Source organism: Enterococcus sp. DIV0187 (genome assembly GCF_051713785.1).
GTDB classification, from domain to species: Bacteria; Bacillota; Bacilli; order Lactobacillales; family Enterococcaceae; genus Enterococcus_A; species Enterococcus_A avium.
The window spans coordinates 227,392-254,149 of sequence record NZ_JBIOQO010000002.1; the positions used below are offsets into that span (position 1 = coordinate 227,392).

23 protein-coding genes are annotated in these 26,758 nt (G+C 39.4%); 6 read left to right on the forward strand and 17 right to left on the reverse strand.

Features of this window, described 5'->3' with window-relative positions:
- Positions 1-199: 199 nt before the first annotated feature.
- From tnpC to IGI52_RS21060, 10 genes are all read right to left on the reverse strand, one after another.
- Complete coding sequence (tnpC, locus tag IGI52_RS21015) at positions 200-1,762, reverse strand: IS66 family transposase (RefSeq protein WP_070557863.1); 1,563 nt, start codon at positions 1,760-1,762, stop codon at positions 200-202.
- A gap of 149 nt (positions 1,763-1,911) precedes the next feature.
- The gene (gene tnpB / locus IGI52_RS21020) at positions 1,912-2,265 is read right to left on the reverse strand and encodes an IS66 family insertion sequence element accessory protein TnpB (RefSeq protein ID WP_070557861.1); all 354 of its coding nucleotides are present in this window, start codon (positions 2,263-2,265) and stop codon (positions 1,912-1,914) included.
- A 1-nt stretch (position 2,266) separates the two neighbouring features.
- On the reverse strand, positions 2,267-2,452 hold the full coding sequence (locus IGI52_RS21025; RefSeq protein WP_070557862.1) for a hypothetical protein: 186 nt from the start codon (positions 2,450-2,452) through the stop codon (positions 2,267-2,269).
- A 155-nt stretch (positions 2,453-2,607) separates the two neighbouring features.
- A complete protein-coding gene (locus tag IGI52_RS21030; protein WP_438782381.1) occupies positions 2,608-4,596 on the reverse strand; it encodes an ABC transporter permease in 1,989 nt (662 codons plus the stop codon).
- A gap of 2 nt (positions 4,597-4,598) precedes the next feature.
- The gene (locus IGI52_RS21035; protein ID WP_048720073.1) at positions 4,599-5,360 is read right to left on the reverse strand and encodes an ABC transporter ATP-binding protein; all 762 of its coding nucleotides are present in this window, start codon (positions 5,358-5,360) and stop codon (positions 4,599-4,601) included.
- A gap of 140 nt (positions 5,361-5,500) precedes the next feature.
- Positions 5,501-6,490: a sensor histidine kinase gene (locus IGI52_RS21040; protein WP_438782382.1), complete on the reverse strand. Its 990-nt coding sequence runs from the start codon at positions 6,488-6,490 to the stop codon at positions 5,501-5,503.
- On the reverse strand, positions 6,490-7,167 hold the full coding sequence (locus IGI52_RS21045; protein ID WP_438782383.1) for a response regulator transcription factor: 678 nt from the start codon (positions 7,165-7,167) through the stop codon (positions 6,490-6,492). The genes IGI52_RS21040 and IGI52_RS21045 overlap by 1 nt, the downstream gene beginning before the upstream one ends.
- Positions 7,168-7,350: 183 nt before the next feature.
- Entirely contained in the window at positions 7,351-8,190 is an 840-nt protein-coding gene (locus IGI52_RS21050; RefSeq protein WP_438782384.1) for a TIGR03943 family putative permease subunit, read from the reverse strand.
- A gap of 15 nt (positions 8,191-8,205) precedes the next feature.
- On the reverse strand, positions 8,206-9,102 hold the full coding sequence (locus IGI52_RS21055; RefSeq protein WP_154059692.1) for a permease: 897 nt from the start codon (positions 9,100-9,102) through the stop codon (positions 8,206-8,208).
- Positions 9,103-9,261: 159 nt separating this feature from the next.
- Positions 9,262-9,537, reverse strand: a complete 276-nt coding sequence (locus IGI52_RS21060) for an HU family DNA-binding protein (RefSeq protein ID WP_010743624.1) — start codon at positions 9,535-9,537, stop codon at positions 9,262-9,264.
- A 327-nt stretch (positions 9,538-9,864) separates the two neighbouring features.
- Here IGI52_RS21060 and IGI52_RS21065 point away from each other — a divergent pair, with 327 nt between their 5' ends.
- Together IGI52_RS21065 and IGI52_RS21070 are read left to right on the forward strand one after the other, a co-directional pair.
- The gene (locus tag IGI52_RS21065; protein ID WP_438782385.1) at positions 9,865-11,397 is read left to right on the forward strand and encodes a helix-turn-helix domain-containing protein; all 1,533 of its coding nucleotides are present in this window, start codon (positions 9,865-9,867) and stop codon (positions 11,395-11,397) included.
- A complete protein-coding gene (locus IGI52_RS21070; RefSeq protein WP_438782386.1) occupies positions 11,366-12,880 on the forward strand; it encodes a helix-turn-helix domain-containing protein in 1,515 nt (504 codons plus the stop codon). The genes IGI52_RS21065 and IGI52_RS21070 overlap by 32 nt, the downstream gene beginning before the upstream one ends.
- A 19-nt stretch (positions 12,881-12,899) precedes the next feature.
- Here the strand turns inward: IGI52_RS21070 and IGI52_RS21075 are convergent, their stop codons facing one another.
- The gene (locus IGI52_RS21075; RefSeq protein WP_049219393.1) at positions 12,900-13,292 is read right to left on the reverse strand and encodes a hypothetical protein; all 393 of its coding nucleotides are present in this window, start codon (positions 13,290-13,292) and stop codon (positions 12,900-12,902) included.
- 296 nt (positions 13,293-13,588) lie between these two features.
- Here IGI52_RS21075 and ald point away from each other — a divergent pair, with 296 nt between their 5' ends.
- Together ald and IGI52_RS21085 are read left to right on the forward strand one after the other, a co-directional pair.
- Positions 13,589-14,725, forward strand: a complete 1,137-nt coding sequence (gene ald / locus IGI52_RS21080; protein WP_311856075.1) for an alanine dehydrogenase — start codon at positions 13,589-13,591, stop codon at positions 14,723-14,725.
- An 80-nt stretch (positions 14,726-14,805) separates the two neighbouring features.
- Positions 14,806-16,506, forward strand: a complete 1,701-nt coding sequence (locus IGI52_RS21085) for a M3 family oligoendopeptidase (RefSeq protein WP_438782387.1) — start codon at positions 14,806-14,808, stop codon at positions 16,504-16,506.
- Positions 16,507-16,754: 248 nt separating this feature from the next.
- Here IGI52_RS21085 and IGI52_RS21090 read toward each other — a convergent pair whose 3' ends face one another.
- The gene (locus tag IGI52_RS21090; RefSeq protein ID WP_311856079.1) at positions 16,755-18,167 is read right to left on the reverse strand and encodes an LPXTG cell wall anchor domain-containing protein; all 1,413 of its coding nucleotides are present in this window, start codon (positions 18,165-18,167) and stop codon (positions 16,755-16,757) included.
- Positions 18,168-18,790: 623 nt separating this feature from the next.
- Positions 18,791-19,570, reverse strand: a complete 780-nt coding sequence (locus IGI52_RS21095) for an ABC transporter ATP-binding protein (RefSeq protein WP_311856080.1) — start codon at positions 19,568-19,570, stop codon at positions 18,791-18,793.
- Between the two features lie 105 nt (positions 19,571-19,675).
- Here IGI52_RS21095 and IGI52_RS21100 point away from each other — a divergent pair, with 105 nt between their 5' ends.
- Together IGI52_RS21100 and IGI52_RS21105 are read left to right on the forward strand one after the other, a co-directional pair.
- A complete protein-coding gene (locus IGI52_RS21100) occupies positions 19,676-20,371 on the forward strand; it encodes a TIGR00266 family protein (RefSeq protein WP_016178303.1) in 696 nt (231 codons plus the stop codon).
- A 77-nt stretch (positions 20,372-20,448) separates the two neighbouring features.
- Positions 20,449-22,218, forward strand: coding sequence for a putative polysaccharide biosynthesis protein (locus IGI52_RS21105; RefSeq protein WP_311856082.1), 1,770 nt, complete (start codon positions 20,449-20,451; stop codon positions 22,216-22,218).
- Between the two features lie 92 nt (positions 22,219-22,310).
- On the opposite strand, the gene IGI52_RS21110 is transcribed toward IGI52_RS21105, so the two are convergent.
- The 4 genes from IGI52_RS21110 to tnpB (IGI52_RS21125) all read right to left on the reverse strand — a co-directional run bounded on the left by IGI52_RS21110 (position 22,311) and on the right by tnpB (IGI52_RS21125) (position 26,677).
- Positions 22,311-22,769 carry a hypothetical protein gene (locus tag IGI52_RS21110; protein WP_016178301.1) on the reverse strand — a complete coding sequence of 153 codons (459 nt, stop codon included), beginning with the start codon at positions 22,767-22,769 and terminating at the stop codon, positions 22,311-22,313.
- Between the two features lie 153 nt (positions 22,770-22,922).
- Entirely contained in the window at positions 22,923-24,077 is a 1,155-nt protein-coding gene (locus tag IGI52_RS21115) for a trans-sulfuration enzyme family protein (protein WP_311856083.1), read from the reverse strand.
- A gap of 121 nt (positions 24,078-24,198) precedes the next feature.
- The gene (locus IGI52_RS21120) at positions 24,199-25,299 is read right to left on the reverse strand and encodes an SLC13 family permease (protein WP_311856085.1); all 1,101 of its coding nucleotides are present in this window, start codon (positions 25,297-25,299) and stop codon (positions 24,199-24,201) included.
- A 238-nt stretch (positions 25,300-25,537) separates the two neighbouring features.
- Positions 25,538-26,677, reverse strand: coding sequence for an IS200/IS605 family element RNA-guided endonuclease TnpB (tnpB, locus tag IGI52_RS21125; RefSeq protein ID WP_311856087.1), 1,140 nt, complete (start codon positions 26,675-26,677; stop codon positions 25,538-25,540).
- Positions 26,678-26,758 lie beyond the last annotated feature (81 nt).

Here is a 26,758-nt window from a genome sequence, read left to right on the forward strand (position 1 = left end):
TTCATTGTCAGGAAATAAGCAGAAAATCCTGAAAAGAAACACAGTGACTTAGGAGAGCTGATAGTGAATGGTACACTCAATGCTTCGTAAAATTTATGGATTTTCGGCTTATTTTCCGCCGATGCTACTTATGAGTCGTAAATGCCCAATCACCAAGTACCTACACACCAAATAACCTAAGCCCTATAATGGACTTAAGTTATTTGGTTGTTTTTGCGTACTGTTTGGCGCACGTTGCTTGTGCGAGAGGCTGCCAAGGCAAAAGCTCATCCAACGCTTCATTAGAAACATGCGCTAGATTAGGAATGCGATCAAATAGAAATTCCAAATAGCTCACTGGATTCAGCCCATTTACTTCAGCTGTTCGATACACGCTTAGAATGATTCCCGAAGTTCGAGCACCTTCCAAACTGCACGAATGCATAGAATTCTTGCGACCGATTACCAGCTCTTTTATCTGGCGCTCTGCTAAGTTATTACTAAGTTCCAAGCGTCCATCCTCAAAAATCCGCTCAAATCCTCCACGCAACTTTAGCGCATACTTGACCGCTGTATCTAGTTTGGATTTTGGAACTGCTGTAAAGGAGCCCAGCCATTCATAGAAATTGATGAATAGAGGGGTTAAATAATCCCGGCGTTTTTTCTGCCGATCTTCAACGGATAAGTCGACCCACTCTCGTTCCAATTGGAACCAGATATCGATCATTTTGACAGCGATCCAAGCAGGCGTTTCCTCGTTTTTATTGTTCTTTGGAAGAGCTTCAAAAAACTTCCGACGTGCATGAGCCAAACAATAAACGAGTGTGACATTTTCCACCGCGTTATAGCCTGCGTAACCATCACAATGCAGATACCCGTTGAAATCTGCTAGAAATTGCTTTGGCACTTCGCCAGCTCGCGATACTGCGTGATGGTAATATACGATTGGATGTGTACTATGCTTTCCTGTGCTGAATAGCCAGTAATGCGTGTCTTTCTTGCCCTTCTCAATGACCCGATACGTGGTTTCATCGGCGTGAAGGATTTCCTCTTGGGTTAAATGACTTTTTAATCGTTGGGCTAAACTGTCTAAGGCGTTATGACAAACTTTGATATGCCAGTTGGTGATGTTATCTCGGGAAATATCCAGACCCAATGTTTCTTGCCAATAACTTTCCTGCCGATTGGCAGGTACTTTTTGACCAAACTTCAATCGGATGGTTTCGGCAATCACGCTGTTTGACCCTAAACTATTGGAAACGACAGGTCTTGGAACAGGAGCTTTTTTATAGGAAGAAACATCTGCCTTTTCGCATTCTTTGCAACAATACGTATGTTGGTAATGAACGAGCCGATCTAACATGGCTTGATGGAAAAGCACCTCTTCGCGAATCTTGGTTGTGCCAATGTCGGTCATTTGAGTGCCGCATTGGTCACAGATTCGTTGCTCAGTTGACAATTCATGGTGTCTTTCTTTTAAGGGAAGATAGGCGATCTTCGCCGCTTTTTGACCGATTTTTCTTTTGTGTCCTTTTACCATTGTTTCTTGTCCTTCTTCTGTTTGGGGAACGGCCTTACTATCTTCAACCTCATCAGAAAATAGGTTTAACTGACCAGTCACTTGTGAATCCAGTGTTTCTTTGGAACGACCAAAAAAACGATCCGTAAAATAGCTCAATTTCTCATTGAGAAGATGAACCTCTTGGTTCAATGCTTGATTCGCATGCTGGAGTTCTTTGATTGTTTCTGTCTGAGATTCAAGGAGTTGAAGTAGGATATTCACATCTACTTCGACGTTATTGTTAGAAGAAGAATTTGTTTGTAAGGACAAGAAATTCACCACCATTTTCATTGTTACTACTGTTATTATTATACCATTTAGACGCATCAAAAAACAGAGAAAACCGCATAAAATCAACGATTTCACTCTGTTTAAAAGAATCCTTTTGTCCCAGCCTTGATTGCTTTGGGTTGGTGAATACTTAATCCCTCAAGTAGCCAGTGAATCTGTTGCACAGACAGTTGGCGAACTTCTTCCTTTTTTCTCGGCCATTGCAGTCGACCGTTTTCAATTCGTTTGTATCCCAGAAAAAAGCCATCGTTATGCCAGTAGAGCAATTTAAATCGATCACAGCGATTGCCGCAAAAAAGAAAGATGGCATCTTCGTAAACATCCAGCTCATAGTCTTGTTGGATAATCCTAGCAAGTCCGTCAATTCCTTTGCGAAGATCTGTCTTACCAGTTACGAGAAAGATTTTTTCTACTTTGGTAAAATCGAGAAACATCTTATCCCAACTCCTTAAGGATCGCCGAGAGGATATAGCTGTTTACGCCATTATAGATCAAAACTTCAGAACCATCCTTCTGACGGATACGCAGGGCAATTTTTGCGGTACTGTTTTTTCTCTGATCACGAGCCGTTCTCGATTGATCGTGAAGTTGAATAGGAACGATATCATTTATGTTTTTCAAAAAAACACCTCCGTTTCACTTGATAGCTCAAGTATAGATGAAGGTGGAAATATTTTATAGGTACCGATTTATTAGGCATTTACTATGAGTCGCTGTTTAATTGTGAAAAGGAGCTGATCCGAAAGTCTTTTAGACTTTTAGATCAGCTCCTTCTTTTAGCTTTTCCGTTCAACAAGTTGATAGTAGCTTCGCGCGGTTAAACGATAAACTACAAAATACAAGATGGCAAAGATCACTGTCACGATAACACAAACAAGCAGAAACAGCTTCCAGTTTACCAGCCCAAACAGAACCAACAGCTTCTTAATTAAAGGAAAGGCAAATCCTAGATGGATGACAGCCACAACTAATGGAAAAGAAAATACCATCATCACTTGACTGCGGATAACCTTTTTAACTTCACGATGACTCATTCCCACCTTCTGTAAAATTTCAAAGCGTTCTCGATCATCTATTCCTTCAGAGATTTGCTTGTAGTAGATAATCAAGGCTGTTGCTAAAATAAAGGTCGCTCCGAAAATGATTCCTAAAAAGAAGAAGCCGCCGGTAAATATCTTGTTCTCAGACACAAATGTATACTTGTCAACAATCCTAACTTGAGAGTCACCCAGCTGTTGATTTAGTTGATTACGCAATGTTTGAGCAAAATCAAGTTGATTTTTTTCTCCCTTTAGGTCAGTGTTGAACATAAAGTTGTATTCAGGATAATTTTCTGCGGCAACTGCTTTTTTCGGAAACCAGTCAGACAAACACTGCTCTAAAACTGACTGATTGGCTAATATGACTACAAAGGAGTCCGTTAGCTCGATCTGTTGATTAATTCCAGGAAATTTATTGATGCGCTTTTTGATTTTAAACTTCTGATCCTCAAGCTTCAGCTGATTTCCGTCAACATCACCGCTAACTGGATAGAAATAAATTTCGTCATCCTTCAAATTCACTGTTTCATCTGTGTGCTTTGCATACTCTTGAGCAGTCATAAAACTAATTAAAGCGATCGTTGCTGATTTTGAGTTGTAAAAATCCTCCAATGGTGTCAGCTGATAGTTGCCATTTTTTGGTTGAAACATGATACTTTTGGTCGAAGTCAGGTAGACCTGTTTAGTAATCGGCGCTTGTTTCTCAGCACTAACTGCTTCGATTGCAGCTTTCACCTTCTCCGGCTGCTGAACTGTTGAAATCATCACGTCACGTGGATAGCGTGTATTTTCAACATCCTTTTGTCCAAAGAATAGACTGCCAGTAGTCGCTACTGTTACTAGAACCATTGTTGAAAGAATACAAATGCTGGCTAAGCCCGCTGCATTTTGCTTCATTCGATGCATCATACTTGAGATTGAAATGAAATGATTCGTCTTATAATAGAATCGTTCATTCCTTTTTAGCAGCTTCAGTAAAGCAATGCTTCCTGCCATAAATAAGCAGTAGGTTCCAAGAATTACCAAAATAATGGCAACAAAAAACAGCGTTAAGGCACTTATCGGAGAATCAATTGTAACCGCGATCCCATAGCCGCTTCCTAAAAAGACCAAGCCCAAAATAGCGATGATCCAACGTGCTTTTGGTTCCTGTTCTCCCTTTTTGCTTCCATGCAGAAGCGAAATAGGGTTGGTCTTTTTGATTTGCCAGCAATTGATTAGCAGCAGCAAGAAGAAAATTCCAAGAAACAGCAGGAAAACAAATCCAAGACTCTCAGGTAACAGCTGAAAAACAAACTCATTCCCGACGCTGATCAGTCGACGCAAGACTAGAAAAGCTAGCTTTGATAAAACAACTCCGGTAATTAAACCAGTGATCAGCACAATGAAAAAGCTGAGGAAGCTTTCCCAAATCATTAGCTGATACAGTTCGCGTTTTCCTAATCCGAGAATATTGTAGAGGCCTAGTTCTTTTTTTCGCTGCTTGAGTAAAAAACTATTCGTATAAAATGAAAAGATCACAGTAAAAATCATAATAACGATATGACCTAATCCAAACATCGAACTAGCAGAATCGCCGCCAGGCAGCGCGCGCATCCCTTCATTATTTACAATTACCTGTGTCATTGTATTGATAGCGACTAGAAACAGCATTGAAATAAGAAAAGGCAGATATCCGCGATGATTCTTCTTTAAATTTGTAGAGGCTAATTTTAGATAAAACATATTTAAGCCTCCTTCGATAACAAGGCTGTCAGCGTTTCATTGATTGTTTCTAAAAACTCATAATTATCCTTGTTCCCACGATAAAGTTGATGATAAACCTGGCCATCCTTGATAAAGAGGACGCGTTTGGCATGGCTGGCCGCAATCGAACTGTGAGTCACCATTAAAATCGTCTGGCCATTGAAATTCAAACGTTGGAAAATTTGCAGCAGCTGTTCAGAGGTTTTAGAATCTAATGCCCCTGTTGGTTCATCCGCTAACAATAAATCTGGATTGGTAATGATCGCTCTAGCCACTGCAACTCGCTGCTTTTGACCGCCTGAAAGCTCATAAGGATACTTTTCTAATAATTTTTCGATGCCTAAGGCCTTAACTACTGGTTTAAGTTCTCCCATCAGTTGCTTAACTGGCATGCGAGACAAAACTAACGGCAATAAAATGTTATCTTTGACTGAAAATGTGTCTAGTAAATTAAAATCTTGAAACACAAAGCCTAAATGATCTCGGCGAAAAGCGGCCGCATTTTTTTCCTTGATAGTATTCAGATCCATCCCGTCCAATAAGATCGTTCCAGAAGAAGGCTTATCCAAGGTTGCGATCAAGTTCAATAAGGTACTTTTACCAGACCCGGATTCGCCCATAATCGCTACGTAATCGCCCTTGTCAACAGACAGATCAATACTTCTTAATGCTTCAACAGGCATCCCCTTGAACTGGGTTTGATAAATCTTTTTGATATTCTCAACTTTTAATAGTTCATTCATTGTGAATTCCTCCTAGTTCATTTTTTGTAGTTTCGTTAGCCGATTGTCACTGGCTAGCTCTCTACTACATCATAGAATCTTGCCTATAAAAACACTACTTACGAAAATAAATCCAAACTTACAATTATGAAAGTTTGGATTTATTCATATGCGGCAATCTCTTCCGGGAAAACAATTACGACCTCTGTTCCCTTTTTCACTTGAGATTCAATATACAATTGACAACCTAATTTATTGGCGGCCTGTTGACTAAGATAGAGGCCCAGTCCACTGGCTCTTTGCTGCTCGCGGCCATTCATTCCAGTGTATCCCTTTTCGAAAACGCGCGGCAGATCCTCCGCTCGAATCCCCATACCAGTGTCTCGAATAACCAGCCGATTCTTCTCAAAGGCTATGCTGATCGTGCCATTTTCTGTATATTTAATTGCGTTAAAAATGATCTGCTCTAGAATAAAAATCAACCATTTTTGATCTGAGTAGACCTTTCCAGTCAAATTTTCAAGCTGCAAACTTAAATTCTTTTGAGAGAAAAAGGTCGCATATTTCTTTACAACGGTTTTAATCACCTTATCAATTGAAATTTGCTGAAAGACAAGGTCTGTTTGATCGAGATTTTGCCGCATATAGTTTAAAATCATCTGCAAATATTCATTAATCTTGAAGAGTTCATTTTTCATTGTTCGTGGCTCTAACTGACCTGATTGAATTAAAAGATCTAAAGCAGCCACTGGTGTCTTGATTTGATGCAGCCACAAGCCGAAGTCATCTAGCATATCTTTTTGTCTTTGCTGCAGAGCTTCTTGCTGCTGATTTTTCGTTTCTAAGACTAATCGCAAGGCATTCTGATAGGTCTGCTCAGACAAGGTTGCAGCTTTAGGCAGAAAGATTAAACTATTCAATTGCAGATCTTTTGTTGCTAATAGCCTTAATTGCTTTTGCTTACGGAAATATCGATAAAAAGAAACAAAAGAATAGGTAATCAGCACAAAAAATGTAAATAAGAAGCTATCCCAAAAAGGTATCAAGCTGAGTTCATAGAGATAAAACGTCAGAAAAATCAGTCCCCAAAATGCGAAGTACATCCCGTAAATCATTCGTCTTTCAAATAGAAAATGGATTAGTAGTTTCATTATTTTTCCTCGATTAAATAGCCTTTCTTTTTAACCGTTTGAATCAAACTGTCAATACCAAAGTCCTTCAATTTTTTTCGTAAGCGTGTCAAATTAACTGCCAGGGTATTGTTATCAATAAAATCATCGCTTTGCCACAATGTCTCAATAATTTGTTCTCTGGGTACAATCTGCCCTCGTGTGGCAAATAGAACGCTTAAAATACGTGATTCATTTGGAGTCAATGGCAGATGATCATTTGTTGATTGAATCTGATTGATTGCTGGAACAAATTGATACTCCCCAAAGGAATAGCTTAGTTGTTGACCATATTTATAACTGCGGCGCAGCAGCGCTTGAATCTTCGCTAGTAAAATCGTCAGTTCGAAAGGCTTTTCGATAAATTCATCAGCGCCCATATTCAAAGCCATAACCTGATTCATCTGGTCTTTGGCTGAGGAAAGAAAAATAATCGGCACCTCTGAAACCTTACGTATTTCCTGGCACCAATAAAAGCCATTAAAATATGGCAAAGAAATATCCAAAATTACTAGGTCAGGCTGAATCGCTTGATACTCTTCGAAAACATGTTGAAAGTCATTTGCTATTTCACAATCCAGGCCCCACTGAGTTAAATGCTGTTGAATCACAGAAACAATCGTCGCGTCGTCTTCTACAAGAAAAATTTTATTCGTCATTATAGTTCCTTCTACTTTTTCTTTTTATTATACTAGAAATTTGCAGAATTTCTGAGTTTATCTTGATTTCGAGAAATATTTTATTTACCTATACTCCGTAAAATAAAAATTTAGAGACTAAATGCCAACAAAAAACCGTAGACCTCATCTAAAAAAGATGGTGTCTACGGATAAATTGCATGCTTAGAACGCACGATAAACATATTGATTTTTTGGAGCACTCACCATTTGAGCATTGTTGACTGTCATAGATGGGATCTGACGATCAAAAGGTTCGAAGAAATCTAAAGTTATAGTCCCTTCTACATGCAGCCATTGATTGTTTTTCACTGTTAAATCAGCTGGCAGCTTGGTCATCAATCCAAATACTCCGGAATCAGCCACGCAATGAATAATCCCGAATCGGAAAAGAAAATCGTATTTCTGATTGTTCTTGTTCGCCTCATAAACAAAGCCGTTAAAAGAAATCGTTTTTCCAACAAAGGAATTTGGGTAATTGTAGATTAATTCCATCACTTCTAAATAATTCTCATCCGTGATCTCCAATTTTTGATCCGTCTCATATTTCTTCATCAGCTGTGTCATTTGTTCATTATAGTCGCTTTTATTGTAATAGATACTCGTATCAGGCTTCAAATATTGGGTGTTCATCTCAGGGTCGCCCACCGATTCTTTGCTTACTGGAAAGCTGAAGCCCTTCGCTTCAACAATCGTCGTATCCAAGCTGATCGTTGGAAATAGCGTCCCCACTACTAGCGGCAAAGCCAGCAGCAAATAAGCAATTCCTCGCTGATAGGATTTGTTCAAGCCGTGATCATGCCCGTGATGATGATGCTCATCATTTTTCTCATTCTCTCCAGCGGCCCAGATTTTCAATTGGACCAAAGCGAGTATCAGCGACAGTGCCATTGTCAGAAAGATGAGATAACGATAGTGAACATTAATATATTGATCCAGTCTGCCGGAAACCTGCAAATACATCATTAATTCAAAATAGCCCGACAAAATCAAAAAACGTATCATTCCCTCTTCCTCCTTCTATATCACTAGCGCGTAAATCGTTACAACCACACTGATCAATGCGATCAGCTGTAGGATAAATTTCCCATGAAAACTGCGTTTCATCATCATTAAATTCTTAATATCAACCATTGGACCAAAGACTAGGAAGGCAACAATCGCATTCGTACCGAATAAGCTTAGTAAAGAAGAGCCCACAAAAGCATCCGCTTCTGAACAAAGTGACATGGTAAAGGCTAAGACCAACATCACTAGAATGCCGACGATTTTTGAAGAGGTCAGCTGCAGCATGAATTGTGTCGGAAGAAAGACCTGCATTCCGCTGGCAATCAAGGCACCAATGATTAGATATCGTCCAGTATCGAAAAATTCATCAATTCCGTGAATAAGCACTGACCAAATGTTGTTTTTTAAGTTTTTTCTAATTTTATTTTCGACATGATGATCAGAATGCTCGTATAATTCGGCTTTTAAGATTGTAGAACGATTAAAATAGGCGATCCATGAGCCTATGATCAAGGCGACAATGAAGCTTCCAAGAGCTCGCAGAAACGCAAACTTCATACTGTTGCCAAAAGCAATATAGGTTGAAAATAGAACGATCGGATTAATAATCGGTGCGGTTACCATAAAGGCAAATGCCGTATGTTCAGGAACTCCCTTTCGCATAAACTGTGTGACGATCGGCACGATGCCGCATTCACAGGATGGAAAAAAGAAGCCTAAAAAAGAACCTACTAGAATTGCTAGAAACTTATTGTTAGGCAGAATTTTTTGCACTCGTTCAGGGGTTAAATATACCTGCAGCGCTCCGGAAATGAGACATCCCAATAGAACAAAAGGAATCGCTTCAATGACGATTGACAAAAAAATTGTGCTCATTTGCAGAACCGAATGTGGTAGAAAATTAAACATGTGACGCCTCCAAATTTTTCACTGTTCTAAGATATACTCTTTTTCGGCAAAAGACACAAGATTTTTTCAATTCACAAACTTTTTTTTACGCTTTTTTTATAGATTTTTTACTTTTGGGTATTAAAAAAAAGCCCACTCAAAAGAGCGGGCATGCACAAACTATTTTACAGCATCTTTTAATTGTTTTCCGGCTTTAAAAGCTGGTGATTTGCTGGCTGCGATAGTGATTTCTTCGCCTGTTTGAGGGTTACGGCCTTTACGAGCTGCGCGTTCACGTACTTCGAAGTTTCCAAAGCCGATTACTTGAACCTTTTCTCCATCTTTTAATGAAGTTTGAATTCCGTCAAATAAAGCATCTACGGCTGCTGTTGCGTCCTTTTTGGTCAATCCTGTTTTCTCTGCTACTTGTTCAACTAAACTTTGCTTATTGATCATAATGTATAGCCTCCACTATCTTTTTTAATGTATTCCAAAGACAATTCTATTCGTTCTTGCGGGGAAAGGCAACAGTTAACACTCCTTTTTCTCTTTTTTTGGATTTTTTATTTTTTTATTTATTAGAAATTAAAAAATAAAAAAATTATTCAAATTTTTTTAAAATAATTTGTACATTTCCTTATTAAATTGGTATTCTAAATTATAATATTTTATATTGATAATTAGTTAAATAACAAATATAACAAATAAATAAGGCTGGTACGCTTGTTTTATCAGGTTTTTAAGATTATATTAAATAAAAAAACATTTTAAGGGGTTTTATTTATGAATATGAGAGGGTTAATGAAGAAGGAGACATCTCGTCGTTTGCAGTTGGTTGAAGAATTATATTATGCAAAGGAACTCCTGACATCGGAACAATTAATGGAATCATTAAATTGTTCACTCCCAGCATTAATCACCGATGTTCGTTTTCTTAATGGAGAAAATTTGCCGTTTAAAATCACGAAAATCAAAGGACTCTATACGATCGACTTTGATTCATATGCAACGATTGATGCAGTTTATGCGTATATTTTACGCACTAGTTTAGAATATCAGGTCATTAACAGTCTACTTTTTGAAAAAAGTCGCGGCATCCAACCTGCTGCTGACCGATTGAACTGCAGCTTTTCAAATATGCAGCGTTACTTAATCAGCATCAAGAAAGAAGTGATCAAATGGGATATCACGGTTACACATCGACCGTTACAAATGGTTGGCGATGAAGGAGCAATTCGGCATTTGTTTTATCTCTTCTTTAAAGAGTCGCGTATGGAGTTTGCTGATTACGGATTTTCTCAGCGTCTCTTGAATTCTGTGGATGAGTTAATTCGTCGTATTCTAGAAGAAAATCAAATTACGAATAATATGAATATTCATTTCCAATTAATGCATAGCTTTTTGATTGGGCTGCAACGTCAAAAGCAAGGGCATAAAATGAAGCGGATTTACCGCTACAGCGGATTAATTATACCTAATGTGAAGCAGCTTGAATCATTGGTACGTTTGATCAAGCGGGAAACATCTTTAGAGTTTACCAATGCTTGTCTAAAAGAGTGCTTATGGCCGTTGTTTTCACATCAACTGCTTCTGAATCGTAAACAGCAAGCACTGGTTCACAAAAGAAATAGACGCCTAGCAAATTTCTACCATACACATTATTTATTGCTGGAAGCGGTCAGCGATCTATTGAGTACACCACTTTCACAAAATGAAATGGTCGACGCTGCTCGGCTGCTCGGCAATGAATTATTTTGCTACTATCCAGAAAAGCATTCAATCGAAATTTTGCACGAATCAGAAAAAATTATGTTGCATTTAATTGATAAAAAATACTATCGAGAAATCAAAAAGCTTGAGAATGTAGTCAGCAACTTTTTATCGCCGCTTCATCAGGAGGAATTTGTTCCGCTGTATATCAGTTTTTTGATAACAACGATAGATAATCTGCTGCAGCGTTTAATTAATTCTGACAGACCTATCAAGGTTCTTCTCCTGTCAGATACTTCCACCACTCATGAACGCTTTTGGCATTCTGTTTTTCCTGATTTCATCAAAGGTGCAGTCACGTATGAACACTTTGAGACGCCCTTCATCAAGCAGGATCAACTGACTGACTTAACACAGCAATACGATCTGATTGTTACGAATGTTACGATGAAGGATCTAGTACCTGCTTGTCCTTTGATTGCGATCAACGCTTTTCCAACGGCAAAAGATTTTGATCGAATTCAACAGTTTATTAATCAATTTGACCCACTTTTATCACGAAAGGAACTACATCATGAACTTACGCCGTCTACTGAAACGAGATAGTCAGCGACAATTACAGTTAGTTGAAACACTCTATTACTCTCAACATCCACGTTCGAGTGAGGAATTATCGTCAATCATTCAATGTACGATACCTGCATTTCTAAATGATATTCGCGCCATCAACAATCAAAGCGAGTATTACAAGATAGTGCGAGAAAATAGTCTATATCATTTAGAACTCAAAGATAATGCCACAATTGATATTTTATATTCAACGTTAATTAGAAACTCAATTGCGTTTAAACTGCTAGAAGCGATCTTTTATGAAGAATCTTATACACTATTAGAGCTTTCGAAAAAACTATTCTGCAGTCTGAGTACAGTTCAAGCATCAATGAAGGACCTGCAAGAAACATTAGGGCGCTGGAAAATGTCTATCCAGCGTCGCCCTTTTCGTCTAACGGGTGATGAGACAGCTATTCGGCATTTATATTTTTTATATTTTTCTGAGAAAAAAGAAGCCCGTGAAAACACACGTTTCAGTTCGGAATTTTTTCATTTTGGCGAAAAAATTGTTCGCTCGATAGTTAGAGAAAATGAGCTATCGTTATCGCTGGCTCAGTATAACCGTCTATCAATTACTTTTTTTATCAGTCTGGTACGAATCTCAAGAGGACATCGTATTGTTCCGAAACGCTTACGATCAACTGCGATCAGCGCACCTAATCCATACACAGTCAACAGGTTTGAGCCCTACCTGCGGAGAGAGCTGGGAATTCTTTGTTCCGAAGACATCGTGAAGGATAGTTTTTGGCTGCTTTATTCCGATTTATTCTTATTAGGAGATAAACAAAAGAAAAAGGTCATGGAGAATAATTATTCTTTAGCCTATCATTATGAAATACACCTTGAGTTAGCAGAAAAACTCAGTAGAATGCTGATCGTTCCACTAACTGCAAAACAAAAGGATCAAGTAGCGACAATCTTGATTAATCAGCATCTTTTCCATGCAAAAACAAAGGAAATGATCAGTATTCTCCAGGATCGGAAAAAGGATTGCTTGCGGTTGCTAGAGACTTTTCATGCTCATTGCGTCTATCAGCTGCGTAAGCTCATACTCGAATTTACTGAGGAGTATCATCTCTTCAATTCAGATGAATTTATTGATAACTATATCTATCAAATCATAGCTACTGTTCCAAACTGCTTAAATGGAATGAGGCGATCAGAAAAGCCCGTTAAACTTTTAGTCGTGTCAACTGATTCTATTATGCAGGAAAGCTTATTGACGGAGCTTTTGCGTTTATCACTTCGAGGAAACTACACGATTCATCAAATAAATGCTTCGCAACTGCATAATCGAAGCTATTTGGAGCTTTTTGAAGAACACGATATTGTCATCAGCACCTCCACGTTCGATGTACCGAACTGTCAAACACCCATCATCGCCGTTGAACTTTGTCCCAGCGTGCACTCTTTAAATAAAATTCAGATAATGGTAGATGAAATCAACAAAACCAACAATCAGTTGCTGCGAACCTAAAAAATGGACTTGAGTACGTTCACTCAAGTCCATTTTTTTCAGCGACTAAACGGGTCAGCTCTTTTTCCATTGATGCCTTTTCTGCTGTTAAGCTGTTGATCATTCGCTGATACTTTTCAGTACCGTTCTTTTTCCGAAACACATTCAACTGAATCGCAGAAAAAAGAATCATAATCAACGCTAAAGCAATAATCACCAGTGAGATAACGCTTAATTCCATTCTAAATAGTGTATATAATAAAACAATCAAACCGATCACGATTTCGAGAATACTAAGCTTTGCTCGCCGCCCTCCCCCAAAGATGATCCGCTTTAGTACCGAGCCGTGTAATAATTCTTCATAACGAGTCAGGCGCGCTTCTAAAAAGCTGACCTGCTCTTTTAATTGATTGATTCGTTGTATATCTGGCATAGTAACTTCGCTCCTTCATCTCCTAAATCTATTATTACCAGTAATTTCCATTTTCGCAAATATTTTATTTCTCAATTATAAAAATAATAATTTTTATCAGGCAGCCCTGATCAATAAGAACATTCTAAGCATTTAACGCGGAAGATTAAAAAGTGTAAAGGATTTCATTTGGTCGCAATCGTTCAATTTGTATAAAAACTTTGCAAATTCTTATTTGAAATTGTTCGAAATTCCTGTACAATTATTTTGTAAGCGAATCCACTTCGTATACGAATCGTTAAGAAGGAGTGTGTCAAATGATTATTGGAATTCCCAAAGAAATCAAGAACAATGAAAATCGTGTTGCCCTTCCCCCATCTGGTGTATTTGATTTAACCAATCGTGGTCATCAAGTATTAGTTGAAAAGGACGCTGGTAAAGGTTCTGCCATTAAGGACGAAGAGTATGCGGCAGCAGGTGCAACCATTATCGACAGTGCCGCAGATGTTTGGGCGGCTGAAATGGTGATGAAGGTCAAAGAACCTCTACCTGAAGAATATCAATATTTCCGCAAAGGGTTGCTACTATTTACCTATTTGCATTTAGCAGCAAACAAACCATTGACTGAAGCATTAGTTAATAGCGGTGTCAATGCGATTGCTTATGAAAATGTCCAGCCAGCTGACAATACCTTACCGTTACTTGCTCCAATGAGTGAAATCGCAGGACGTATGGCGGCACAAATCGGCGCGAATTATTTAGAACGTGTCAACGGTGGAAAAGGTATTCTACTATCTGGTGTTCCTGGTGTGCGTCGCGGAAATGTAGTCGTAATCGGCGGTGGTGTTGTTGGATTGAACGCCGCTAAATTAGCATTAGGTCTAGGTGCTAATGTAACCTTGCTAGATGTCAGCGTTCCTCGCTTGAAGGAATTGGATATTATTTTCGGCAACAGCGTACAAACCATGATGTCAAATAGCTACAACATTCAAGAATGTTTGAAAACGGCTGATTTGGTTATCGGTGCCGTATTGATCCCAGGACACAAAGCACCAACATTGGTTACCAAAGAAATGGTTGCTCAAATGCCTGATCATGGAGTAATCGTGGATGTCGCGATCGACCAAGGCGGGATCTTCGAAACAGAAGACCGCGTGACTACTCATGATGATCCAACCTACGTGACTGAAGGTGTGGTTCACTATGCAGTAGCAAACATGCCGGGTGCCGTTCCACAAACAGCAACATATGCCTTGAGCAACAGCACGATGGCGTATGCAAATCTGTTAGCAAATAACCCATTAGAAGAAATCTTGAAGAATAACTTAGCCCTTCGACGTGGAGTCAACACTTACAATGGCAAGCTGACAATTGAGCCAGTAGCTAAAGACTTAAACATGGAATATACTTCGATTGATGAGGTATTAAACGAAGAATTAATGATGAATTCATAAAACAGGAAGAGCCTGTCAGCGTGATGCTGGCAGGTTTTTTGCTATAATGAAGAAGATTCTTATATTTTAGGAGGTTCATCATGCTTTTTTCTGAAATTCTGTATCAGAGACCTGATTTAACACAATATGAAACGTTCTTTCATCAAGTTACTCAACAATTTTCCGAAGCTCCAAATTACCCAGCCGCAAAGGCAGCTCTAGAAAAGCTAAATCAATTACGTGCTGAGATGGCTAAAAACATGAAATTGGCCTACATTCGCCACTCAATCGATACAAAGGATAGCTTCTATCGTGAGGAAAATGACTTTTGGGATCAACATGCTCCTATAGTTGATCAAATCCACAATCATTTTTACAAAAGCCTGCTATCCTCTTCTTATCTGGAACAATTAGAAAAGGATTTCCCGACAACACTATTTCTTTATGTACAGGATCAACTGCGTCTATTAGATGACTCGGTTATTGCTTTAAAACAGCAGGAAAATGAAGGAATTAGCCAATACACTCAATTGATCGCTTCAGCTGAGTTGGACTTTAACGGCAAGAAACGGACACTGTCAGAGTTATCTGCCTTCTTTACTGATCCAAACCGAGAAATCCGAAAGTCTGCTCAAAAACTTTACGACAGCTTTTTTGTCGCCCACGAAGAAGAATTTGATGAGATCTATGATCGCTTAGTCCAGTTGCGCCATCAGCAGGCACAAAAACTAGGCTTTAAGAATTATGTCGAGTACGGAGATCATTTAATGAATCGCTGGAGCTATGATCGTAGTCAGCTACAGGATTTCCGCCAATTTATTCTGGAAAAGGTCGTACCAATCAATCAAAAGCTCTATCAACGACAGGCTGATCGCTTGGGGCTTGAAGCACTCTTACATTATGACCTGCCCCTCGTTTATCCAGATGGCAATCCTCGTCCACAAAGCCAAGGAGAAGCATTAATTCAAAAAGCCCAAGCGATGTATCAGGAACTTTCCGATGAGACTGGCGATTTTTTTGACTTGATGGCACAACAAAAATTCATGGATATAGCCAGTCGTTCAGGAAAACAAAGCGGCGGCTATTGTGAATTCATTGATGATATTCAAATGCCCTTCATTTTCGCAAATTTTAATGGTACATCAGATGATGTTGATGTCCTGACACATGAGACAGGACACGCCTTCCAAAGCTATCTGTCTCGCTGGATCAAAGAGCCTGAGCTGATTTTTCCAACTTCGGACACCGCGGAAATCCATTCTATGAGTATGGAATTTCTAACTTGGCCTTGGATGGAGAACTTCTTCGGAACCGATAGCAGAAAATATCAATTTGCCCATCTAAGCAGCGCCCTGCAATTTTTACCTTATGGGGCTCTAGTTGATCATTTTCAAGAGGAAGTGTATCTGCATCCTGAATGGACAGCACATGAGCGAAAAGCCTGCTGGCGGAAACTGGAACGCAGTTATTGTCCGGAACGGAATTACCAGGCCTCCGAAGCTTTAGAACGAGGAATTTACTGGTATCGTCAAGGTCATATTTTTGAAGTTCCCTTCTATTACATCGATTATACTTTAGCCCAGGTATGTGCCTTGCAATTTTGGCAACGACAGATTGTTGAAAATGATCCATCTACTTGGCAGGATTATCTTGCGATTTGTCGTATCGGCGGAAGTAAAACCTTTTTGGAAACAGTCCAGTTAGGTCACCTTGCCTCACCTTTTGATCAGGAAAAGATGAGCCGTCTTTTAACAGCAGTCGATGATTACTTGTCACAGATTTCGGAAACGGAATTACGCTGAGATAAGACAGATTTTACGAACTCGCTCTAATTAATGGAGTTTAGCCGTAATTGTATACATCGCTTACGTAGAAAAGCTCATTCATGAAGCCGGACATGAATAATTAACTGCTCTAAAGCAAATTAATCATATGAAAATTTTATATTTTCCGTATAGTTTAAAAAGAAGCCTACAGATTTTGTGCGCACTCCAAAAGTTAGATCCAAAATCCAACTCCTGGAGTGAACACATTTTCAGTAGGCTTTCTATTAGATTTTTTTCTTGTTTAAGAAAATGGCACTGAGTAAAAATACACACGCGCCGCCTAAAATCGTTAGTAGCGAGCTGCTTTGCATATTGGTTTGAGGCAAGACCGCCTGTTTTAACGGCTTCGCTTTTGCAACCTTTGTCTCAATCACCGCTTTTTTTTCTGGTTTTGCAGTAATGTTCAACTCTTTCGGTTCTGCTTTTACTTCTGACTTTACGTCCGTTTTTACTTCAGTCGATTCTTCGGCTTTGATTTCTTCTTTTGGGCTTTCTTGTGCTGGTTTAACAGGAATAGCTTCCGGCTCTGCTGGTTTTTCTTCAATAACGACCGGTGCTTGGTAGGTATAAGTAAATACTGCCCCTGTTTCATAGTCTTGATTGTAGCGAACGTCAAAATTTGAGACACCTTGATAAGTGTAAGTTAACCAGTGATTCATATTTTCCGGACTGGTATTTTTTTGATTAACTTCGCCAATTTTGATGTAGCCGTTATGCACTTTGTAATAAAGCTCATTTCCCTTTGTCACATAATAATTTTGAATATTATTATTGTTGAACAAATCAATGCTTTGCAGCAAATCAATATCTGTGAAATTAAAAAAGCCCGATATATTGACCGCCGAGGCCGTCAAATTGTCCAAAAAGGCATAATTCAGCCGAACATCCTTAATCCCATTCATAGTAATCCCATTCTTCTTATGAATATAAAGGGCTGGGTTTCTATAGAAGCTGCCGCTGAGTACAGTCCAATCCTTGACTGTCACTTTCATGTCAACGACTTTTCCATTGTAGCTGCCGACATTTTTATAGACGATCGTAACTGAACCAGGAGCGGCATTCTTCAGTTCAAAATAATACGCTGTTGAGCTTTCTTTATACCCTTTAGGAGCGTTCACTTCGATATCTTCCAAATGATCAAAGTTTGGCATAAAATTATACTCAGCAGGAATTTTAGCATCATCATCGGTGATAGTTTTTCCATGATCGACAATTTTTCCATCGTTTTGATCCTTTAATGCCCAACTGGTGGCACGTGCTGTTTGCGGCTGGACTTCGACTGCAGGCTGCTCTTCAACTTTCGGTTGGGTTATGGTTTCGGGTTCGATAGGTTTGACAGGTTCATCAGGTGCTGCGACTGCTTCGCTCTCTTCACCCACTGCCTCACTCGTTTCTTGGATAACTTCGGCTTCCTGATGAACCACTTCAGGCTCCTCGTGAGCAACTACTGGTTCTGCTGGACTCGCTTCCTCTTTTGGTGTTTCTAAAATGGGCGCTGCTGTCGTGGTACTTTCGACCAACTCTGTAGTCACGCTAGGCGCTGCTGTTTCAGTATTTTCATCTGCCCAAACATTGTTCGGCATGAGCGAACACCCTAAAATCGCCACTGAAAATAAATAACCACTTTTCCTTTTCATAAAAATCCTCCTTTTATTAAACACAGCCTTATTATAACAAATGTTTTCAATCTAATACAACCAGTTATGCATTTCTCTATAAATGTGAAATAAACACTTCACCTTGATTTATAACATTTTAATTCAATCGGGTTATAAAGCTTGCGGGGAAAAATAATAACCATAAAATAACTAACAACGAAAAATATAAAAGAATATTGTGTTAACGGCATTATTTTCCCGTTTTAAATTTTTTTACAGATGAATAGAAAAATCACCGGGGGAAAACATCTTCAGAATTATCTCTCCTACCTACAATTCCCTCTAATTATAGCGTTTTCCAACAGGTTTATTGATTCAAAATACAGTATAAAAATCGCTAAAATGATTTTTTTACTCTCAAGGCAATATTAATGGCAATTGGAAGGATGTGTTGAATGCTATTTTTTTGGGAGAGTTCTTATATATTTCTTTTGCGATATTTTTACTTCGTTAATTACTACAGATAGCTCAGTTATACGATCCTGCTAAAGAGTCTGTTCGCTATATTCACTAAAATTAATAATTAGAGCTCAAGCCTAACAAACTGAGAAAAGCAGAATTCGCAAAAAAAAATCCCTCTGCATAGAGAGGAATTCTAGGATTTATTTAGGAATCACCATCATCCGATCCCCACTCATTTGATGAAGCGCGATCGGTCGTTGGTAAAAATCATTCAATACTTTTTCTTTTAACAGTTCGTTCCGTGGTCCTTGGTTGAAGATTTTACCTTCGCGAATCATTAAAACCTGATTAAACAGCGGCAGGATTTCTTCCGTATGGTGCGTGACATACAGCAAACTCGGTGCATCTGCAGTCTGTTTCATCTGTTTAATTCGTGCCAGCAAATCTTCTCGAGCAAATAAATCAAGGCCATTACATGGTTCATCGAGAATCAATAATTCTGGTTTTGCCATGAGTGCACGCGCGATCAATACTATTTGCTTCTCTCCTTGCGACAAAACCTGATAGACTTTGCCGATTAATTTTTTCGCCCCAAGTGATAGTAAAAGCTGCTTCGCCTCCTCCATATCAGCCTCCGAGTATTTTTGATAAATCCCAATACTAGCAAATTTTCCTGACAATACGATGGCCTCCGCCTGCTCCTCGCGATGAATTCGTTCCTGCAGTGATTGACTTACCCAGCCGATTCGTTTCGTTAGATCAGGAATAGATGTTTCTCCGAACCGCTGACCTAAAACGGTTAATTTACCAGAAGTGGGCCATAAGCTGCCTGAAATCATATTCAGCAGTAAGCTCTTTCCTGCACCGTTCAACCCTAAAACCGCCCAATCTTCGCCAGCTTTGATACGCCAATCAATATCCTTCAGCAAAGCATTTTGTTGACGAATAAACTGAACCTGTTCAAAAGCTAAAATTTCCATATTTCTTCCTCCATCTTATCCCTTTTAACAATCTTATCAAAATCTCACAGAAAAGATACGTAAAATGATATAATTTATCAAATGACTTAGAAGGGAGTTTTACTTATGAACTATGAATTATCAGCCAGCACCTTCGCTCCTACTGCGAAGGTTCATTTACAACGAGGAGAAAAATTAAGAATTGAACCAGGCGCGATGGTTTACCAGCTGGGAGACATCGAGCTTGAGGGACATATGAATACAAACGGAAAAAAAGGACTTGGTGGCGCCTTAAGTGCTTTAGGTCGTTCAGTAACAAGTGGTGAAAGCTTCTTTATCAGTACAGCTACTGCTCGCTCCAATGAAGCGATGATTGCTATCGCACCTGCCGTACCTGGAAAAATCTTCGCCTTAGATGTCGGAGCTGAACATTGGCGTTTGAACACGGGGGCTTTTCTTGCCAGTGAGGAGAATGTCAGCTACCAAATGCAAAGACAAAAGCTTTCAGGTGCTCTTTTAGGCGGTACGGGAGGACTTTTTGTGATGGAAACAACTGGACGTGGACAGATTTTGGTTTCTGCTTTTGGTGATGTAGAAAAAATCGAATTAGATGGACACTCTCCAGTCATTATCGACAATCAGCACGTGATTGCTTGGACAAATTCGTTAGATTACAACATTCGTGTTGCTTCTGGCACTTTTGGTTTCAAGACTGGCGAGGGTGTCGTGAATGAGTTTCATGGCCGTGGAACCGTTTATATCCAAACACGAAACCTTGAAAGCTTCGCCAATCATATTGATCCCTTTATCCCTAAATCTTAAAGATTCGCTCTCAGCATTGTAACAAGGAGAAATAACAGGTAAAATATGGGAGATACTGTTGCAGAAAGCTGGTTTATATGACTGAAAATACAAGAAAAGATGGCGGGCTGAATCAAACGCCTTCACGGGTGGCTCGTTATCATAGCGAAGCGGCTGCGCCGCAAAAGAAAGAATATAAAAAAAAGACTCCTCAAGCTACTGAGAAGGAACCAACTGTAGCACCATCTGCCGCTTCGAACAAGCAGACAAACGCTCAGGAAAAAATGGTTCAAAGTACAGCATGGCTGACAATCGGTAATATTTTCTCTCGTCTGCTGGGTGCTGTCTATGTAATTCCGTGGATCGCCTGGATGCAACCCCACGGTCTAGAAGCGAATTATTTATATACGAAGGGCTACAATGTATACGCGTTGTTTTTAATGATCTCTACTGCAGGAATTCCTGCAGCAGTGGCAAAACAAACCGCCCGCTATAATTCCATGAATGAATATGGATTAAGTAAAAAATTACTATTTTATACGATGCGGCTGATGACCATCGGAGGAATTCTTTGTGCAGCTATCATGTACCTAGGCGCGCCATACCTATCTCAAGGAAACGCTGATTTAGTCCCTGTTATGCGCTCATTAAGTGTTGTGTTGCTAATCTTTCCAGCGATGAGTGTGATTCGGGGTTTCTTCCAAGGGAACAACAATATGAAGCCCTACGCATTGTCTCAAATCATCGAACAAATCGCGCGGGTTTGCTACATGCTGGCTTCGGCCTTCATTATCATGCAGATCAACAATGGCAGCTATAAGACTGCCGTGGTTCACTCAACCTTTGCGGCTTTCATTGGTGTGGCTTTTGCGATGGGTGTGCTGCTATTTTCATTACTTAAGGAACGCTCAGCCTTTCGTGAGCTGATTCGAGAGAGTAATAACCAGATTACTTTCTCTGGAGGACAACTCGTTCTTCAAATGATTCAACAGGCGATTCCTTTTATTATTGTCGGGAGCGCCATTAGTATTTTTAAACTGATTGATCAATATTCCTTTGAAAAAATCATGTCGATCGTAACAGATTACTCTGCGGCGAAAAATGCTGATCTCTTTACATTAATCTCTGCTAATCCAGATAAATTAACAATGGTCGTGATCGCACTAGGAACCGCCATGGCTACAGCTGGTCTGCCGTTGATTACGGAGCGCTTTACGAAAAAGGATCACGAGGGCTTGGCAAAATTAGTGACGAATAATATCCAATTGCTTTTCTTTGTGATGATGCCGGCAACTGTCGGAATGATTGTCCTTGCTTATCCGTTAAATACTCTATTCTACTGGCCGAATGACCTTGGCTCAGAATTATTAGCAGCCTCCTGCGTGGTGGGGATCATGATGGGCTTATTCATGGTCTGTTCAACAATGCTGCAGGGGCTTGATGGCAATATGCAGGCCGTATGGTTCTTATGTATTGGGATATTTGTAAAAATCGTCGCGCAATTCCCTTTAATCTTTATGTTCGAGGCGTATGGGCCGCTTATTGCATCCTTTGTAGGATTTTTAGTGGCAAATATGTTTTTGTTGGATCGCATTCATGTCATTTCGCAGTTTCCATTTAAAGAAACAATGATTTCTATCGCTAAAGTCACAGTAATGTCCATTGTTATGGGCGTTGTCGCTTACATCGTTAAGTTCGGCTGCGAAGTCATCTTAAGCTCGGATTCTAAAATGCAATCAATGATCATTATTATCATCGTAGCTGCCTTTGGTGGATTTACCTACATGGTTCTAGCCTTAAAAACACGAATGGCCGACAAATTGTTAGGCTCACGTGTGGATGGTATTCGCCGTCGATTACATCTTTAAAAAACACACCCCTGCTGTATATCATTATCCTGCAACGGGGGTGTGTTTTTATGTGCTAAAAAATGAAGCTTCCTTGAGCTTATACTTAGCATTTATTTGCTGTGCTTCAGAAGATTGCGCCAATCAATGATCGTTTTATTGACATGATTCAATACTTCTAATTCCAATTTTTTCGTATCTGCGACTTCCTGTTGCTGAAACGATATTAGCCTCTCGTAATTTTTTTGCAGCAGATCGTGAATTGTCTGAGTCCCTTCAGAAAGGATCAAGCTGTTCGCCTCTGCCTTCAATTGTTCGATTACAATTGGTGTCGTTTCTTGAAAGTACACATAGCCGTATTGGTTGAGATTGTTCTTATACGATCGCAGCGTTGTCAATGAAGCCTCTAAGACAGCTGCTCCGTCTGCCGTTTGCTTCGGTATCTGAACAGTTTCTTTTTGGCGCTGCGGCTTTTTCTTTCGTTTTAGCGCCCATCGCGTAATCAAAAAAGTTGCTAGACAAACAATGACGTTTGAAAGCAAGACTTCTGGACGTAAAAAATTTTCAAGCATGACTTTCACTTCCTCCAAGAGATGATACCATTATACCGAACTAGTTCATAGTAAGGGATCATTTTTCTAAAAAAAAGAAAAATGACAACTATTTTTTTGCATATTGAAACATAAAAATACACGTCGGGAAAATTCCCGACGCGTTGATTCTAACTATTTTACTGTTACACGAACCTTAGCCAATGCCTGTTCCAAATCTGCTAGCAAGTCTTCTGTGTCTTCGATTCCTACAGACAAACGCAGCAAGCCATCTGTTATCCCTTGCTTTTCTCTTTCTTCCCTTGGAACACAAGCGTGGCTCATCGTTACTGGATAGGATAAGATCGATTCCACACCACCAAGGCTAACAGCCGCAATCGGTATCTGCAACGCCTCTGCGAAGTTGTAAACCGCTTCTTGGTTAACTAACTCAAAGGATAGGACCGCTCCTCCAGAGGTTGCCTGTCGTTTGTGAATGTCATATCCGGGATGATTAGATAAGCCCGGATAGTGAACCTTCTGTATAGCTGGATGATTCTCCAGCATTTGACTGATTTTTTCAGCGCTGCGAGCACTTTGCTCCATTCGCAAAGCCATCGTTTTTAATCCTCGCATCGTCAACCAGCAATCTTCGACTCCTAAAATCCCGCCAAGAACCTTTTGCTGCAGTTTGATTTGATCGTGCCATTTTTCATCATTCGTAATCACTAAACCGGCCACCACATCACTATGGCCATTGATAAACTTAGTTGCACTGTGGATCACAATATCGACTCCTAGAGCCAATGGTTTTTGAAATTGCGGTGTCATAAATGTATTATCGATCATTGTCACTAGATGATGCGCCTTGGCGATCGCTACAACGCCAGCAATATCTGTCACTGATAATAATGGATTAGATGGTGTTTCTAAGTAAAGTCCTCTTGTATTAGGACGGATCGCATGCTCCCATTCGTCTAGGTTGGTTTCATCGACAAAGGTCACCTCGATCCCAAAGCGATTCATCACTTCATTCACTAATTGAAAGGTGCCGCCATAAATACTCTTGCACATGACTAAATGATCCCCTTGACTAAAACTCAGCAAGATCGCTGAAATCGCACCCATTCCAGATGCGAATGCTGTCGCATATTTTCCGTTTTCCAATGCAGCGACTGCCGCTTCTAAAGATGTGCGTGTAGGATTTCCGAACCGGGAATAAGTGTACGGCTGTCCTTCCTTAATAGAGTCTTGCTTAAAAGTCGAACATTGGTAAATTGGTATTGAAGAAGCGCCGGTTTCTCCATCAAATGCATGGTATCCATGAATCATTTTTGTCTTATCGTTCATCTCAAAATCCTCCCTACTCATTTCTCACAAGTTTAGCTTAACACTGTTCGAAGCGTTTTCATGTTTTTTGGAAGAATTCCCATAAGAAACTTAGCCGATTTTCAGGAATTCTTGGCGCTTTCTAATGGATAACGAAATAGAAGATTGTTCCCAACAGCAGGAGTAGACTAAAATTGACTATACAGAACAAACCAAGGAACCTCTTCGTCTTTCTAGGATAATAAACTCGGAATAAATTGTAGCCGATTAAATTAGCCAATGAGGCAATCAATGTCCCTAATCCGCCGATATTTACGCCTAAAATGACCGCCTGTTGATTGGATGTAAACGGCGCAATCAAGAAGGCAGCCGGAACATTAGAAATGACTTGGCTTAACCCTAATCCTGCCAAATAAATTTCTTTTCCGTTCAAAGACTTCAAAAAAGTATTGATAAACTCAGCATCTCCAATATTACCAACGATGATAAAGAAACTGACAAAGGTTACTAATAATCCGTAATCCACCTTTTTGTACAATTCACGTCGGTAAAGTAGAATGATTAGTGCTACTAAAGGAATCACCCACTGATACAATAAAATATCCAGAACTACAAAAATCATGAGCAGCATCAATCCTGTCAGCAGCAGACTTTCTTTTCGATTAATCTGATTTTCTTTTAGCTGAATTTCGTCTAAGGAATCCTTCGCTACCAGCAGAGTCAAAAATCCCAGAGAGATCACACTAACCAAAAGGACTAGCGACATCCAAGACAAAAATTGAACGAGCGGTACATGATAATAATCATACAAAAATAAATTTTGCGGATTGCCAAACGGAAAAAAACTGCTTCCTAGATTAGCCGCAACAATGATCAACACGCTGCCTAGAAAGCGTCCTTTAAATTTCGGCAGTATAGACAACAGCTTTAAATAAATCGGCAGTAAAGTCAAAATCGCCACGTCATTTGTCAGAAACATCGATCCTATTAAAGATAGTACAATCATCAATTGAACTAATTGACGACTATTCTTGGAAAAATGCAGCAGCTTTTGGGCAATATAACGCAAAAGCCCCACTTCTTCAAAGCCTTGAATCAACAACATCAAACCAAATAAACTAAAAATTACTTTATAGTCAATAAATGTACTTGAAAAACGGCCGATCAAACAGCTGATAATAGCTAAAACTAATGAAATACTCATTAAGAGATTCGCTTTGAGATACCCTATTATTCGATTCATATTTGCTCATCTTCTCTCATTTTTAAAAGCTGCTGGCAGTTAAACACTCTAAAATTCAATCGTTGCACAGCAACTTTCTATTACATTCCATCGAACTAGATCTCAAACTATTTTGAACCTCTCATGACTAAAGTCACGAGATTCTTGGGAATAGAGCAGACTTGCGAACGGATTTCTTTGCCCGCAGCGGTGTCTCTTATTGACCAAGCTATCCCCGTAGTTCCTACGGTTAAGGTATCTAGACTATTACTTGTATTTGTAGACCCTCAGCCAAAATATTTTTACTCGCATTGATGTCGCGATCATGATGCGCATGACAAACAGGACAAGTCCATTCTCTAATTTCGAGTGACTTCTTGCCGTCCTTGTGTCCACATTTTGAACAAAGCTGACTAGACGGAAACCATTTATCTACTTTGATGATCTCACGACCGTACCATTCAGCTTTGTACTGTAATTTACTCACAAAACTAAACCAAGAGACATCCGAAATACTTTTGGCTAGCTTATGATTACGCAACATACCTTTCGTATTTAAGTCTTCGATACAGATACTATCGTGATTTTTGACAATCTCTGTACTCAACTTATTCAGAAAGTCCGTGCGTTGATTGATTACTTTTTCGTGCAATCGGGCGACTTTTTTCTTTTGTTTTTGATAGTTTTTCGCTTCAAATAGTTCTTTTCCTGCTTTTTTCGCGTTTAATGCTCGGCGAGACAATTTTCGTTGTTCACGTTTAAGTGTCTTCTCCATTTTGGACGTGAAGCGATTATTATCGATTTTTTGACCATTAGAAAGAATCGCAAAATCAGTGATGCCTAAATCAATTCCAATTTCTAAGCCCGTTTTAGGCAATTCTGGGACTTCTTCTTCACAAAGGATTGAGACAAAAAATTTCCCACTTGGATTTTTCCGAATGGTTGCGTTTAAAATCCGTCCATTGAGCTCTCGACTTTTCGCAAATTTCACTTGCCCTAATTTAGGTAATTTGATGATGTTTTCAATAATCGTAATGCTCTTATTGACGTTTTTCGTGGTATAGCTTTGGACGGGATTCTTTTTGCTTTTAAACTGTGGTCGCCTATTTTGTTTTTTAAAAAATCGAGAAAATGAATCGGAAAGATTTTTTACCGAGGATTGAAGCGCAATACTATCGACTTCTTTTAGCCAACTCGTTGCTTCATTCTTTTTCATCTGAGGCAACATGGCAGAACAGGAATTATAGGTTAAACCTTTGCCATTTTTAGAATATTCTTCGTTCCAAAGAGCCAAGAAATAGTTATAGACAAAACGAACACACCCAATCGTTTTAATGATCAAAACCTCTTGGTCGGCGTTGGGGTAGATTCTGGATTTGTAGGCTTTGTGTCGTAGCATAGCATTCACCTCAATCTGTCGAAATTTTTTCGCATTGAATTCGTTTCCATCATTTTAACATAGGTATATACTAAATTTGAA